Below are 13,467 nucleotides of genomic sequence, written 5' to 3' on the forward strand. Positions count from 1 at the left end.
GACATGTGCGTCGCGCGGGCGACCTGGCCTTCAGACCAGCAGGGACGCGCCGCTGACCGCGACCATGACGACGATGGCCCAGCGGACCAGCGGCGCGCCGGCGCGGAGCTGCATGCGGGCGCCGAGCCAGCCGCCGAAGGTCATCCCGATCGCCAGCACGCCGGCGCGCGGCCAGTCGATCTGGCCGGCGGCGGCGAACACCGCGACGACCAGCAGGGTGTAGACGAACACCAGCGCGACCTTGGCGGCGTTGGCCCGCAGCAGGTCGTGGCCGAGGTGGGAGACGAACAGGGCGATCAGCGGGAAGCCGACGCCGGCCTGCAGGAAGCCGCCGTAGACGCCGATCAGCAGCGCGAGGGCGTACGCGGCGAGGCCCGGCGGGCGCGGCTCGGGCGGCGGGGCCATCATGCGACCTGGCCGAACGACCAGGAACAAGGCCCACGCGACCAGCACCGCGCCGATGACCGGGCGCAGCACCGCGTCGCTGGTGCGGGTCGCCAGCCAGGCGCCGAGCAGCGCCCCGGCGCACATCGGCGCGGCCAGGCGCGCGACCAGGCCGGTGTGCAGGGCGCGGTCGCGCGCGAACGTGAGGGCGGCGGCCGAGCCGTGGGCGAGCACGCCGATCCGGCTGGTCGCGTTGGCGACCCCGGGCGGCAGGCCGAGGCCGATCAAGAGCGGCAGGATGACGAAGGAGCCGCCGCCGGCGAGGGTGTTGAGCACGCCGGCGAGCACGCCGGCGAGCACGAGCGCGGCCGGGCCGACGAACGGGTGGGCCAGGAGATCGCCGGTCGGCGAGGCGAGCACGGAGGGACGGTACGCGATCGCCCGCGCCGGCGCACCTTCCCAGGCCGCCGCCGCGTGTGCGATCGTGCGGCCGTGACGCTCGCTACGCGCGTGGACGTTCCCCCGGGCCCGCCGCCGAAGAAGGCCGGGTGCCGGATCGATGCGGAGGCCGGCGGCGCGGGCTGGCTCGTGCTGCTGGCGCTGTGGCTCGCGCGCCGACGTCGACGAGGGGCATGACCGCGACGACGCTCCTCCACGGCCCGATCGGCGCGGCCGATGTGGTGCGGCGGTGGTGGCTCCGCCGCCTCGGGCGCCTCGTCCGGCCGCTGATCCGCCGCCGCGAGCTGCGGATCGCCGTGCTCGGCTCGACCATGGTCGGCACCGCGCTGGCGGCCACGCTGCTCGCGCCGCTGTGGCTGCTGATCCTCGGGCCGCTGGTGTGGGGCGTGCCGCACCTCGTGGCGGACCTTCGCTACATGCTCGTTCGGCCAGGTTATCACCGCCGCGCCGCTCTGGTCGCGCTGGCCGGCCCGCCGCTCGTCTACGTCGCGCTCGGCGGGCAGCTGCTGTGGGGCTTCCTCGCCGCCGGCCTGGCGGTCGTGGCGGCGCGCGCGAGCCCCGGCCGGCGCGCGCTCGGGGTGGTGATGGTGGCGGCGCTGGCCGGCAGCTTCGCCGCGCTCGGGCGCACCGGCGACGTGGTGTTCGCCCACCTTCACAACGCGATCGCGGTGCTGCTGTGGTGGGCCTGGCGGCCGCGGACCTCGCGGCTGCACTGGCTGCCGCTGGCGCTCATGGTCGCGGCGAGCGTGTTCCTGGTCAGCGACGCCGCGCTGTGGGCGGTGCGCGCCAGCGGCGGGCTGCAGTGGTTCGGCGGCGGGATGGGGCCGGACTACCAGGTGTGGCGGCTGTCGCCGGGCATCGGCCCGGACTGGGCGCTGCGGCTGGTCCTGCTGTTCTGCTTCGCCCAGACGATCCACTACGGCGTGTGGCTTGGCCTCCTGCCCGACGAGGACCGCGCGCGCGCGACCCCGCCGACCTACCGCGCCCGCTGGGAGGGGCTGAGGGCCGACATGGGCCGGCCGCTGCTGTGGGCGGCGATCGCAGTGGCGGTCGCCCTGGCGGTGTGGGCCGCCCGCGACCTGATGGCCGCCTGCCACGGCTACTTCCGCATGGCCCGCTTCCACGGCCACCTCGAGCTGTGCGCCGCGGCGCTGCTGCTGGTCGAGGGTGCCCCCGGGGACATGCGCGATGCAACAGGTCCGAACGAGCATGTTTGAAGGGACATGGCCCCGAGGGCATGCCCCTTGGGTCACCCCGGATTGATCGGGAAGCACTCGCAGCGGCCCCAGCTGCCGACGCAGCCCCACGGGACGCCCTCCAGCTGGTTGAAGAAGGTGTCGTAGTCGCTCTGGCTCAGGGCCGGGTTGCCGACCGACGAGAAGCCGTCGATCTGGCTCAGCTGCGGCGCGCCGGCGAGCGAGGCGAGGTGGTCGTTGCCGGCCAGGGCGAAGTGGCCGACCGAGACCAGGCTGTCGAGGCCGACGAGGCTGGTGAGGCCGTCCATGCCGCCGTCGTCGCCGTGCGAGCAGTCGCCGATCGTGAAGGTGCCGACCGAGGCGAGCGCGCCCAGGCCCTCGAGGTCGCCGACCGCAGGCAGGGCGTTGAAGGTGAGCTGGCCGCCGCTGACGAGGTTGGCCAGCGGGGCGAAGCCGGGGACCTTGGGCAGCCGCTGGAAGTGGAGGTCGGCCTGGACCACCGGCTCGAGCCCGGTCAGGGAGGCGAGCTTGGGCAGGTCGAGCAGCTCGATGAGGACCTTGTTGGCGCCGTTGTCGGCCAAAAGGCCGCCGAGGCCGCTGATGCCCGGCAGGACCGCGTTGCCCTCGATGTGCAGCTCGAGCGGCGCGGCGGCGACGCCCCAGGTCGCCGCCGCGTGCAGGTCGACCAGGGCGTCGTTGTCGCGCAGGATCAGGGACGAGACGCCGGCGAAGTCGGGGGCGAAGGTCGGCAGGCCGGTGATGCCGAGGCGCTCGAACTCGAGGTGCGGGGCGACGCGCAGGTTGGCCAGCGCGTGCAGGTCGTCGAGCTGCGGCATGCTGGTCAGCTTCAGCGCCTCGACCTCGCGCAGGCAGGCGAGGCCCGACAGGTCGGCGAGCTCGAGGTTGCCGGCGATCGTGACCGTGCCCTCGACCCGCTCGAGGTTGCCGAGGCTGGCGATCTCCTGCAGGCCGGCGTTGGCGCCGATGTACAGGTCGCCGACGATGTGGTTCACGCAGGCGAAGTTGGCGCCGGCGCCGGTGAGCATCACCATGCCCTCGTGCGACGAGAAGCTGTCGCACGAGGGACCGCAGGCCGCCGGCGGATCGAAGGTGCTCGAGACGTCGCCGCCGCCCGAACCGGCGGTCGCCACGTCCTCGGTATCGCTGGTGGTCGGCGTGGTGTCGGGGTCGGTCGGCCCCATCGTCGTCGCCGACGAACCGACCGTCAGTTCGTCCGTGGCTCCCCCCGTCGGGCCTGTCTCGCTCGCGGTGTCGGTGTCGAGCGGACCGGGGACGGTGCCGTCGTCAGGACATGCGCATATGAACAAAAGGACAGGTAGAAATCGATAACGGAGAAAGCCAAGCATGGTAGCCATGATGCCGGAGTTCGACCGTACGCGCGACCGGGTCGCTCGCCGAACGTGCGAGACGCGGCGGCGGGCTGATGGGCGGGCCGACGAGCGCGTTCTCCGCGTGGGGCATGGCCGCGCGGCGCGACGCAGCGTTCGTCGTGACTCTCGGCCCGTCGCCCTGATTCCGCCGCGGCCTCGCGTACGCGGAGGTGGGCGCGTGGTCCCGCGGCCGTCGTGGGGCCCGGCAGCATCTGTACGAACGGACAGGTCGGTGCTCGTCGCAGCTCCGGCGCGCGACCACGCGCCGCTCGCAGGTCGGTTCGACGCGGCTCGACACGGGGGGTCGATTGGCTAAGCTCGGCGCCGATGCACCGTCGATCGAGGATAGGGTTCGTCTCCTGCGGATATCTTCTGACACTGACCGCCGCGCTCGCGCCCGCCTATGCGTCCGGGTCGCCTGCGCCGGCGATCGCCGCCGAGGTCGCGGGCGACGCGGTGGTGGCCTCGCGTCACGACGGCGTGCCGTCGTTCGTGTGGGCGTCCGGTCCGGCGCCGCGGGGGGCCTCGCCCGAGCAGGCCGCGCGGCATCACCTCGAGCGGCTGCGCCCCCTGTATGCGGTCCCGCGAGCGGCCCTCGCCGACGCGCGCCTGGTCCACGTGCACGACACCGGCCGCGGCGGGATCGTGGTCATCCTCCGGCCGACGGTCGGCGGCGTCGACGTCATGCACAGCGACGTCAAGGTGCTGCTCGACCGCGGCCTCGGCCTGCGCGCGATCGGTGGCAGCCCGCACCCGGCCGCGCTGGCGAGCAGCGCCCGCGCGGCCTCGGTGAGCGCGCCGGCGGGCGTGTCGGCGGCGGTGCGTGACCTGTTCGGCGTGGATGTCCCGGCGGACAGGTGGGTCGCGACCCGCTCGGCCGACGCCGCCGGCCGGGTGCCCTACACCCTGGCCAAGGCGCCGGCGGGCCTGCGCGTCGATCGGCCGGCGCGGGTGCGGCCGGTGTACTTCCCGGTCGGGCGATCGCTGGTGCCGGCCCACCGCGTCGAGGTCCAGGCCACGCCCGCGGGCGGCGAGCCGGAGGCGTTCGTCTACGTGATCGCGGCCGACGACGGGCGCGTGCTGGCCCGCAGCGACGCCAAGCAGCACGACGCGTTCTCGTACCGCGTGTGGGCCGACGAAGAGGGCGACCGCCGCCCGCTCGAGGGGCCGCTGCAGGACTACACGCCGCACCCGCTGGGCGAGCCGTCGGGCGAGATGCCGGCCGGCGTGGCGCCGGGGCTCGTGTCGATGGAGGGCTTCAACACCAACCCCGACGGCGCCGCCGACCCGTGGCTGCCGCCCGGGGCGACCGAGACGAACGGCAACAACGTCGACGCCTACGCCAACCACGGCGGCGACGAGAAGCTCGGCGTCAAGGACTTCCGCGCCACGGTCACCGCGCCCGGGAGCTTCGACCGCGCCTACGACCTGACGAAGGAGCCGATCGCCGACCACGAGCAGAGCATGGCCGCGGTGACGCAGCTGTTCTACGTCACCAACTGGATGCACGACTGGTGGTACGACTCCGGCTTCAACGAGGGGGCCGGCAACGCGCAGGTCGACAACTTCGGGCGCGGCGGCGCCGGTGGCGACCCGCTGCTGGCGCTGGCCCAGGACGACGGCCTCGGACAGTCGCGCGACAACGCGTTCATGGTGACGCTCGAAGACGGCGAGTCGCCGCACATGCACATGTTCCTCTACAGCGCGCTGTCGACCGACCTGTCGCTGACGGTCGACGACCAGCCGCTCGCGGTCGGCCAGGCCGGGTTCGGGCCCAAGATCTACGACGTCACCGCCGAGCTGGTGGTGGTCGACGACGGCATGGGCAAGAGCCCGACCGACGGCTGCGAGCCGCCGCTCAACGACCTCGCCGGCAAGATCGTGCTGATCGATCGGGGCACCTGCGCCTTCGAGCTCAAGGCCAACCTCGCCGAGGCGGCGGGGGCGGTCGGCGTGATCTACCCCGACATCCTGTCCGACATGCCGGCCTACCCGCCGGGGCCCGACCCCATGATCGACGACCCGACGATCCCCGGCCAGGGGCTGTCGAAGGCCGACGGCGACGCGCTCAAGGCCCAGCTGATGAACGGCCCGCTGACCGCCCACATGGTCGGCAACAGCCCGCCCGAGCGCGACGGCACGATCGACAACATGGTGGTCGCGCACGAGTGGGGCCACTTCATCCACAACCGCCTGGTCGAGTGCGTCAGCTGGCAGTGCCGGGCCCAGGGCGAGGGCTGGGGCGACTTCCTCGCGCTCCACATGGCCCTGCGGCCAGGTGAAGACCTCGACGGCACCTACGCCGACCACGTCTACGCCAGCTCCGATCCGACCGGCTACTTCGGCGTCCGACGGGTCCCGTACTCGGTCGACATCACCAAGAACGCGCTGACCTTCCGCCACATCGCCGCCGGCGAGCCGCTGCCCGACGAGCACCCGGTCAACGACCAGTTCGGCGCGCCCAACTACGAGTCGCACAACGCCGGCGAGGTGTGGACGACGATGATGTGGGAGGTCTACGTCGCGCTGCACAAGGTCAACTCGGGGCGCAAGAGCTTCGACGAGGTGCGGCGGGCGATGAGCGATTACATCGTCACCGGCATGATGATGGCGCCGGTGGGGCCGACCTACACCGAGCAGCGCGACGCCCTGCTGGCGGCGATGGCGGCCGCCGATCCGGCCGACTACGCGGCCGCGGCGACGGCGTTCGCCCGGCGCGGCGCGGGCACCTGCGCGGTCGGGCCGGGGCGCGGCTCGGTGACCTTCGAGGGCGTGATGGAGGACTTCGAGGTCCGGCCGCTCGGGGTGATCGCGGCGGCGGCGGTCGACGACCTGACGATGTCGTGCGACATGGACGGCGTGGTCGACGTCGGCGAGCCCGGGGTCCTCAACGTCAAGATCGACAACCTCGGCGGCGGCGACCTCGCGGGCGCGGAGCTGGTGGTGACCGCGTCGAGCCCGAGCGTGACGTTCTCCGGCGAGACGAAGCTCGCGCTCGACACGGTGGCGCCGCGGGAGTCGCTGTCGCTGCAGTTCCCGTTCGAGCTGCCCGAGGCGCTGCCGGGGGTCGAGAACGTGACCTTCACGGTCAGCATGACCACGCCCGATGGTTGCACGACCGAGACCGTCCGCGAGCTGGCGGTGGTCCTCAACGGCGACCCGACCAGCGCCGCGTCGTCGGTCGACGACGTCGAGGCCGCGGACACCCTGTGGACCCTGGGCGGCAACGGCGGCGGGACCTTGTGGTCGCGCGCGGCCAACGCGTCGAGCGGCAAGGGCTGGCACGCAGACGACGCCGACGCCACCAGCGACACCTGGCTCATGTCGCCGCCGATGAAGGTCTCGGCCGACCAGCCGCTGAAGATCTCCTTCGACCACGCCTACTTCTTCGACTCGGCGGTCGACGCGGACACCAACGTCTACGCGTGGGACGGCGGGGTCGTCGAGATCTCCGCCGATCAGGGCAAGAGCTGGGACGACCTGTCCAAGTTCGGCGATCCCGGCTACACCGGCACGATCGCCAGCAGCGACAACCCGCTGTCGAACCGGCCGGGCTACGTCGTGATAAGCCCGTCGTACCCGCTGCTCGAGCACGTCGAGGTCGACCTCGGGACGGCGTTCGCCGGCCAGGAGATCCTCGTGCGCTTCCGCGCCGGCACCGACGTCTCCACCGGCGCGCCCGGCTGGGACATCGACAACCTCGGCTTCTCCGGCGTGACCAACACGCCGTTCCCCGGGTGGGTCAGCGACCCCGGCGACTGCGTCGGCCCGGTGCCGACCACCAGCGAGGGCGAGGACACGTCGAGCAGCTCGACCGACGCGCCCGACGAGCCCTCGACCGGCGAGACCGACTCGGCCACCGGACCGTCGCAGACCGGCCAGGACGACGGCTGCGCCTGCCGCTCCGACGCGGGCGGCGGCTGGCAGGGTGCCGGGCTGCTGGCGCTTGCGGGGCTCCTGCGGCGCCGGCGACGGAGCGCGTAGCGCTCGGGGCATGTCCCGACGGGCATGTTCGATAAGGCATGCTCGAAGGTACATGGCACGAAGGGCATGTCTTGATGGACATGCCCTTCGTTGCGGTGCGACGCGAGGCGAGGGCTCGGGCCCGCGCTACGCGGCCTTCTTCTTCTTCGCCTTGGGCTTGCCGGGGGCCGGGTGGGCGGCGTGCCAGGCGGCCAGCAGCTCGGCCTCGCGCTCGCGGGTGATGCCCGCGCGCATCTTGGCCCGGCGCGGCTCGGGCAGGGTGTTCCACCAGGCGACGGTCGAGGTCACGGTCTCGGCCAGCGGGCGGAACTTGAGGCCGATGGCGGTCGCGCGGTCGATGCGGACGGCCGTCGCGCCCTCGAAGCCGGGGTCGGGCGGGATCCACACCGGCAGGTCGCTCCACGGCTCGACCTTGTTGTCGGCCAGGAACTGGCGGTCGACCCATGTGAACTCCGCATTGCTGGCGAGCGCGGTCTTGCTGCCGTTCAAGAGATCGCCCATCGGCATCGGCGCGCCGTTGGCGTTGTAGACGCCGACGTGGCCGCCCTCGATCGCGGTGATGATGAACTCGGCGAGGTCGCGGACATCGATGAACTGCACCGGGTTGGCCGGGTCGCCGGGCGCGAGCACCTCGCCGCCGGCGGCCACGCGGACCGGCCAGTAGGTGAAGCGGTCGCTGCCGTCGCCGGGGCCGACGATGAGGCCGGGGCGGACGACGGTGGTCCGCTTGGGCATGGCCGCCTCGGCGGCCTGCTCACACAGGGCCTTGAGCGCGCCGTAGTGGGCCGGGATGTCCTCGGTCTTCGGGTCGGGGGCGACCGCGACCGGCGAGTCCTCGTCGATGCCGACCTTGCTGGTGTCGGCGTAGACGGAGATCGTCGAGATGAACACGTACTGGCGCACGTTCGGCGCCAGCAGCTCGGCCGAGGCCTTGACGACCCGCGGGACGTAGCCGGAGGTGTCGATGACGGTGTCCCACTGGCGACCCTCGAGCGCCTTGAGGTCGCCGTCGCGGTCGCCGCGGAGCTTCTCGACGTCGGGGAACAGCTCGGGCCGGGTCTTGCCGCGGTTGAACAGGGTGACGCTGTGACCGCGACGCTGGGCGGCCTCGACCAACTGCGGGCCGAGGAAGGCGGTGCCGCCGAGGATCAGGATCTTCTGCGCCTGTCCTCCGAGCAAGACGGGCTCGGGGCGCAGGGGCGGATCGGCGGGCGGCGGGGCGCTCGAGGTGGTGGGTGCGGCGGTCTGTTCGCCGGCGCCGGGGCGACAGGCGGCGAAGCCGAGGGCGGCGCTGGCGAGGCGGAGGAAGCGGCGACGTGCGAGGCTCATGCAGGGCTCGGTGGTGGTACGACCCGCAGGCCCGCGGGCGAGTTTCGAGCGACCGACGTGAGGCGGTGGAGCGGTCGCTCGCTGCGACGCGCGACCGGGACGAGCGGCCGTCCCCTATAGTCGCGGCGATGGCAGAAGAAGAGGGGCGGGTGTGGCGTATGGCGCGGGCGATCGCGCCGCTGCAGCGGGAGGAGCTGCCGGGGGCCTTGTGGTCGGCGGGGCTGATCTTCTGCGCCCTGTGCTCCTTCTACATCCTGAGACCGTTGCGCGACGAGATGGGAGCGGCCGGGGGCGTCGACGGGCTGCCGTGGCTGTTCTCGGCGACCTTCGTGGTGATGCTGGCGGCCGTGCCGGTCTACTCGTGGGTGGTGGCGCGGTTCGGCCGGCGCACGATCGTGCCGCTGGTGTACCGCTTCTGCGCGCTGGTGCTGCTCGGCTTCGTCGCCCTGTTCGCGCTCGCCGACGGGCCGGTGCTGGTGTGGACGGGCCGCAGCTTCTTCGTGTGGGCGGCCGTCTACAACCTGCTGGTCGTGTCGGTGTTCTGGGAGCTGATGGCCGATCTGTGGCGCCGCGAGCAGGGCGAGCGCCTGTTCGGCCTGGTGGCCGCGGGCGGCAGCGCCGGGGCGATCCTCGGCCCGCTGCTGACCGCGGCGCTGGTGCCCCACGTCGGCGCGCCGGCGCTGGTGCTGCTCGCGGCGCTGTTCCTCGAGGGCGCGATCGCCTGCGCGCGCGGGCTGATGCGGTCCTTTCGCACAGGTTCGGAAGAACATGCGCGAAAGGCCATGTCGATGGACGCCCGGCCGATCGGCGGCGGGGCGCTGGCGGCGTTCGTGCTGATCGCCCGCTCGCCGCGGCTGCGCGGGATCTCGCTGTGGATCGTGCTGCTCACCACCACGGCGACGTTCGCCTACTTCGAGCAGGCGCGGATCGTCAAGGCGGCGCTCGCCGACCCCGCCGAGCGCACCGCGCTGTTCGCCAAGGCCGACCTCGCGGTCAACGCGATCAGCGTGGCGCTGCAAGGGCTGGCGGTCGGGCGCCTCATCCCCAGGCTCGGGGTCGGCTGGACGCTGGCGCTCCTGCCCCTGATCTCGCTGGTGGGCTTCGCGGTGCTGGCGGCGTCGCCGGTGCTGGCGGTGCTGATCGGCTTCCAGGTGCTGCGCCGCGCGGCCGACTTCTCGCTGGCCAAGCCGGCCCGCGAGGTGCTGTTCACCCAGGCCGGGCGCGAGGCCAAGTACAAGGCCAAGCACCTGATCGACACCGCGCTGTACCGCGGCGGCGACGTCGCCGCGGCCTGGCTGTACGGCGGGCTCGGCCTGCTCGGCCTGGCGGCCCCGGGGCTGTGCGGGGTGGCGGCGGCGCTGTGCCTGCCGTGGGCTGTTCTTTCGCGCAGGCTCGAAAGCACAGGTGCGAACGAGCAGGTTGAAGAGGACAGGTCTGAAGAGGCAGGTCAGTCGCCGGCGAACACGTAGAGGCGCTCGCCGAGCATGGCGGCGCCGCCGAGGCGCTCGCCGGGCGGGGCGCCCGCGGCGGCGAACGGCGGGAACTCGGCCAGCGGGGCCTGCGAGACCATCTCGAAGCACAGGCCGACGTCCTGCAGGAAGACATCGGTGGGCGTCAGCCAGGCGGCGTAGCGGCCGAGCGCCGCCAGCTCGTCGATGCAGGTGGCGTAGAACTGGCCGCCGACCCACGAGAACGGGGCGTCGAGGTCGACGACCAGGTCGCGCACGGCCGCGGGCGTGCCGGGGTTGACGAGCGGGGTGAACGAGCTGCAGCAGGGGCCCTCGAGCGCGAACTGGGTCTTGAAGCCGCCCGGCTGGAACGCGAGGGTGTAGACCCACGCGAGCGGGTCGCCGACGGCGTAGACGTCGTAGGTGCCGAGATCGGGGTTGTGGACGGCGTAGGCCTGCAGCACCGGGAACGGCAGGTCGGGGAACAGGTCGGTCAGGGGGCCGGAGCCGATCCAGGCGTGGTCGCTGCCCTGGAGCACGTGGTAGGTGGCCTCGGTCAGGACGACGATCTGGTCGTCGGCGTGGAGGTCGAAGGCCGCCTTCACGGGGCCCGCGGGCGCGTGCCGGGGCGGCGGCTGGGGCAGGGCGACGCGCTGCCAGCCGAGCTGGAGGTCGTCGACGTACCAGTAGGCGCACGAGCTGGCGTCCTCGACGCACTCGTCGGGGCCCCAGGTGCAGTCGGCCTGGCAGGTGCGACGGACGCGGCCGCACGGGTCGCACAGCGCCCCGGTGTCCATGACCTCGGCGGGCGTGCACTCGATCTCGCCGGGGCACAGCGACGCCTCGGTGGTGCTGTCCGTGGGGTCCGGCCCGCCGGTGGTGGTCGTGCTGGCGGTGTCGGAGCCGCCGGTCGTGGTCGACGGATCGGGCAGGTCGCCGGTGGTGGTGCCGGGGCCGGTGCTGGTCGAAGGGCCAGGTTCGGACGAGCCGCCGGTCTGCGTCAGCGCGGCGCCGTCGTCCTTGAAGCAGCCGGACAGCAGCGGCAGGACGGCGAACGCGAGGGCGCAGCGGCGGACCGACATCGGCCGATGCTAGCGCAGGCGATCCGCGCGAGGCGGCGGGCCGGCGTGCGCCGACGCGGTCGGGGCCGCGCGGAACATGACCTTGCGGACAGGTCGGCGCGCGGCCTCGCCGCCGGCGCGGACGATCGGCCGCGAGCTTCGAACGCGACGGTCCGCGCGCGAAGGCCATCGGGCTTCGGGGACATGTCGAAACGGACATGCCCCGGCGGACAGGTCAGCCGGCCGGCCGGTCAGGTCGCGGCTTCGGGCTTGCGATCCTTGCGCGGCCACGACAGCAGCTGGCACAGGCGGTCGACGATGGTGTCCAGCGAGGCCGGCTTCTGGATGCAGCCCACGGCGCCCAGGTGGCCCTGGATCTCCATCAGCTGCTCGATCGGCATGCCGCTGAGGATGACCACCGGGAGGGTCTTGCCGCCGACGTTGGTGGCCCGCCGGACCATCTTCATGGCCGTGTCGCCCCGCATGTCCGGGAGGTTGAGGTCGAGCACCACCATGTCGGGCTGGAAGCGCATGACGACCGCGACCAGCAAGAAGCCCTTGTCCAGGGTCTCGACGACGAACCCGGCCTCGGTCAGCGCGCCCTTGACCACCCTGGCCGTCGCCGCGTCGTCCTCAACAACCAAGACCCGTGGAGCACGTGTCGTCACGCCCTCCAGGGTGCAAGGTTTACGGTTCCCCGTCCAGAGCAAACTCGGAGCGCAGTGCGCCACGTTGGGGGCTCTCAGCCCGCCGTGAAACCGCTGCAGGCGGGCGAACGACGGCTGTCCGCGACGGCCGGGGTGGCGTGGACCCATGCCGTTGCGCGCGGCCGCGCAGGCGGCGCCCGGCTCGCCGCGCGTCGATCGAAATGCGCCCCGGGGCGCGCCCGAACGGCGCGACGAGGGCAACAGGCGCTGCCGCCGGCGAGCTCATCCGGACAGGTCCCAAGGGCCAGGTGGGCGCGCCCGCCGGCGCCTGGACTCAGTCCTCGATGGGCTCGAAGTCGGCCTTGGTGGCGCCGCAGTCGGGGCAGTACCAGTCGTCGGGGATGTCCTCGAACGCTGTCCCGGGGGCGATGCCGGTGGAGGGATCGCCCTCGCGGGGGTCGTAGATGTGCTCGCAGACGAGGCAGCGGTACTTCTTGGCGATGACCACGGTGGCCCGATCGTACACCGGTCGCGATGTGGCCGAAAGCACGGCGCGGCTCGCGTGAAGGGCGGCGCCGGCGGTCACGGGCGCGGATCTTCGGCGCTATGATGCGGTGACGATGTCCGGCGCACCGCCCGAGGTCGAACTCACCAACGACGCCGTCGTCGACGTGGCGGCGCTCGGCCTGCTCGCGGGCGACGCGTCCGCGGTGACGAGCCGCCGCGGCTGCATCACCCTCGAAGTCTGCGCCAGCGAGGCTCCGGGCCCGGGTTCGACCTCCATCCCGTTCTGCTGGCCCGAGGCCGTCGCCCACGGCAAGATCCCCGAGTTCACGTCCAGCGCCGTGCGCGTCGACAAGGCGCGCGCCCCAGCCCTCGCCGACCTCGACGGCGCCGCCGAGTGAGATGGAGACGATCTTCATCGCCGTCGTCACGGTGCTGGTGGCCGGCTACGGGTTCATCCGCCTGCGCCGCGCCGACGAGGCGGCCCGCCGGTACCTCGAGTCGAGCCAGGAGAAGCCGCTGCAGCTGGCCCACCTCAGCGAGACGCTGGCCCGCGTGGCCCGGGAGACGCGGACGCTGCGGATCTGGCTCGAGTCGCCGCTGCAGGCGGTGCGCGACCACCTGGCCACCGACCTGACCCGCACCGACGAGGACGTCGAGGCGTTCGACGCGGTGCTGCTCGACGCCAGCCGCGAGGTCGGCCTGTACCTGGCGATGATCGACGGGCTGCAGCCGCACGAGCGCCAGGAGCTGGAGGCGCTCGGCGCCGGTGTGGGCGCCATCCGCGGGGCCATGGAGGCCGAGAACGGTGCGTTCGAGCGCGCCCACGTCAAGGCGCCCGGGCGCCCGGCGATGGACCAGCGTCTCGAGGCGATCCTGCGCGAGCTGGCGCGCATCGAGGGCGCGCTGCAGGGGCAGGGGCACGTCTACCGCTGAGGCGGAGGATGTCCTTCGGGCCAGGTTGGGCGCGACGCGCCCGGCGGTCGAGGCCGCGATCGCGCCGAGCCCGACCGCTCATTGGGACAGGTCCGGACGGACATGGCGAATGGGACATGTCCTGACGG

General features: G+C 73.1%; 11 protein-coding genes. 5 read left to right on the plus strand and 6 right to left on the minus strand.

Annotation, left to right across the window (positions count from 1 at the left end; genetic code table 11):
- Positions 1 to 30 precede the first annotated feature (30 nt).
- A complete protein-coding gene (locus tag O0S08_RS13405) occupies positions 31 to 804 on the minus strand; it encodes a sulfite exporter TauE/SafE family protein (protein WP_269039503.1) in 774 nt (257 codons plus the stop codon).
- Positions 805 to 1,016: 212 nt separating this feature from the next.
- Here O0S08_RS13405 and O0S08_RS13410 point away from each other — a divergent pair, with 212 nt between their 5' ends.
- On the plus strand, positions 1,017 to 2,060 hold the full coding sequence (locus O0S08_RS13410) for a hypothetical protein (RefSeq protein ID WP_269039504.1): 1,044 nt from the start codon (positions 1,017 to 1,019) through the stop codon (positions 2,058 to 2,060).
- A 32-nt stretch (positions 2,061 to 2,092) separates the two neighbouring features.
- Here O0S08_RS13410 and O0S08_RS13415 read toward each other — a convergent pair whose 3' ends face one another.
- A complete protein-coding gene (locus tag O0S08_RS13415; protein ID WP_269039505.1) occupies positions 2,093 to 3,406 on the minus strand; it encodes a leucine-rich repeat domain-containing protein in 1,314 nt (437 codons plus the stop codon).
- Between the two features lie 351 nt (positions 3,407 to 3,757).
- Between O0S08_RS13415 and O0S08_RS13420 the strand changes: the two genes are divergently transcribed.
- Positions 3,758 to 7,414 carry a M36 family metallopeptidase gene (locus tag O0S08_RS13420; protein WP_269039506.1) on the plus strand — a complete coding sequence of 1,219 codons (3,657 nt, stop codon included), beginning with the start codon at positions 3,758 to 3,760 and terminating at the stop codon, positions 7,412 to 7,414.
- Positions 7,415 to 7,540: 126 nt separating this feature from the next.
- On the opposite strand, the gene O0S08_RS13425 is transcribed toward O0S08_RS13420, so the two are convergent.
- Positions 7,541 to 8,743 (minus strand): NAD-dependent epimerase/dehydratase family protein, encoded by a 1,203-nt coding sequence (locus O0S08_RS13425; protein ID WP_269039507.1) that lies wholly within the window; start codon positions 8,741 to 8,743, stop codon positions 7,541 to 7,543.
- Positions 8,744 to 8,871: 128 nt separating this feature from the next.
- Between O0S08_RS13425 and O0S08_RS13430 the strand changes: the two genes are divergently transcribed.
- Positions 8,872 to 10,212 (plus strand): NTP/NDP exchange transporter, encoded by a 1,341-nt coding sequence (locus O0S08_RS13430; protein ID WP_269039508.1) that lies wholly within the window; start codon positions 8,872 to 8,874, stop codon positions 10,210 to 10,212.
- Here O0S08_RS13430 and O0S08_RS13435 read toward each other — a convergent pair.
- The 3 genes from O0S08_RS13435 to rd all read right to left on the minus strand — a co-directional run bounded on the left by O0S08_RS13435 (position 10,191) and on the right by rd (position 12,401).
- Positions 10,191 to 11,273 carry a hypothetical protein gene (locus O0S08_RS13435; protein ID WP_269039509.1) on the minus strand — a complete coding sequence of 361 codons (1,083 nt, stop codon included), beginning with the start codon at positions 11,271 to 11,273 and terminating at the stop codon, positions 10,191 to 10,193. The two genes, O0S08_RS13430 and O0S08_RS13435, sit on opposite strands and share 22 nt — an antisense overlap.
- A 230-nt stretch (positions 11,274 to 11,503) precedes the next feature.
- Positions 11,504 to 11,896 carry a response regulator gene (locus O0S08_RS13440; RefSeq protein WP_269039510.1) on the minus strand — a complete coding sequence of 131 codons (393 nt, stop codon included), beginning with the start codon at positions 11,894 to 11,896 and terminating at the stop codon, positions 11,504 to 11,506.
- 337 nt (positions 11,897 to 12,233) lie between these two features.
- A complete protein-coding gene (rd, locus tag O0S08_RS13445; RefSeq protein ID WP_269041959.1) occupies positions 12,234 to 12,401 on the minus strand; it encodes a rubredoxin in 168 nt (55 codons plus the stop codon).
- A 118-nt stretch (positions 12,402 to 12,519) separates the two neighbouring features.
- Here rd and O0S08_RS13450 point away from each other — a divergent pair, with 118 nt between their 5' ends.
- Both O0S08_RS13450 and O0S08_RS13455 read left to right on the plus strand, forming a co-directional pair.
- Positions 12,520 to 12,804 (plus strand): hypothetical protein, encoded by a 285-nt coding sequence (locus O0S08_RS13450; RefSeq protein ID WP_269039511.1) that lies wholly within the window; start codon positions 12,520 to 12,522, stop codon positions 12,802 to 12,804.
- A 1-nt stretch (position 12,805) separates the two neighbouring features.
- Positions 12,806 to 13,339 carry a hypothetical protein gene (locus O0S08_RS13455; RefSeq protein WP_269039512.1) on the plus strand — a complete coding sequence of 178 codons (534 nt, stop codon included), beginning with the start codon at positions 12,806 to 12,808 and terminating at the stop codon, positions 13,337 to 13,339.
- Positions 13,340 to 13,467: the final 128 nt, after the last annotated feature.

Source organism: Nannocystis punicea, assembly GCF_026965555.1.
Classification (GTDB): Bacteria; Myxococcota_A; Polyangia; order Nannocystales; family Nannocystaceae; genus Nannocystis; species Nannocystis punicea.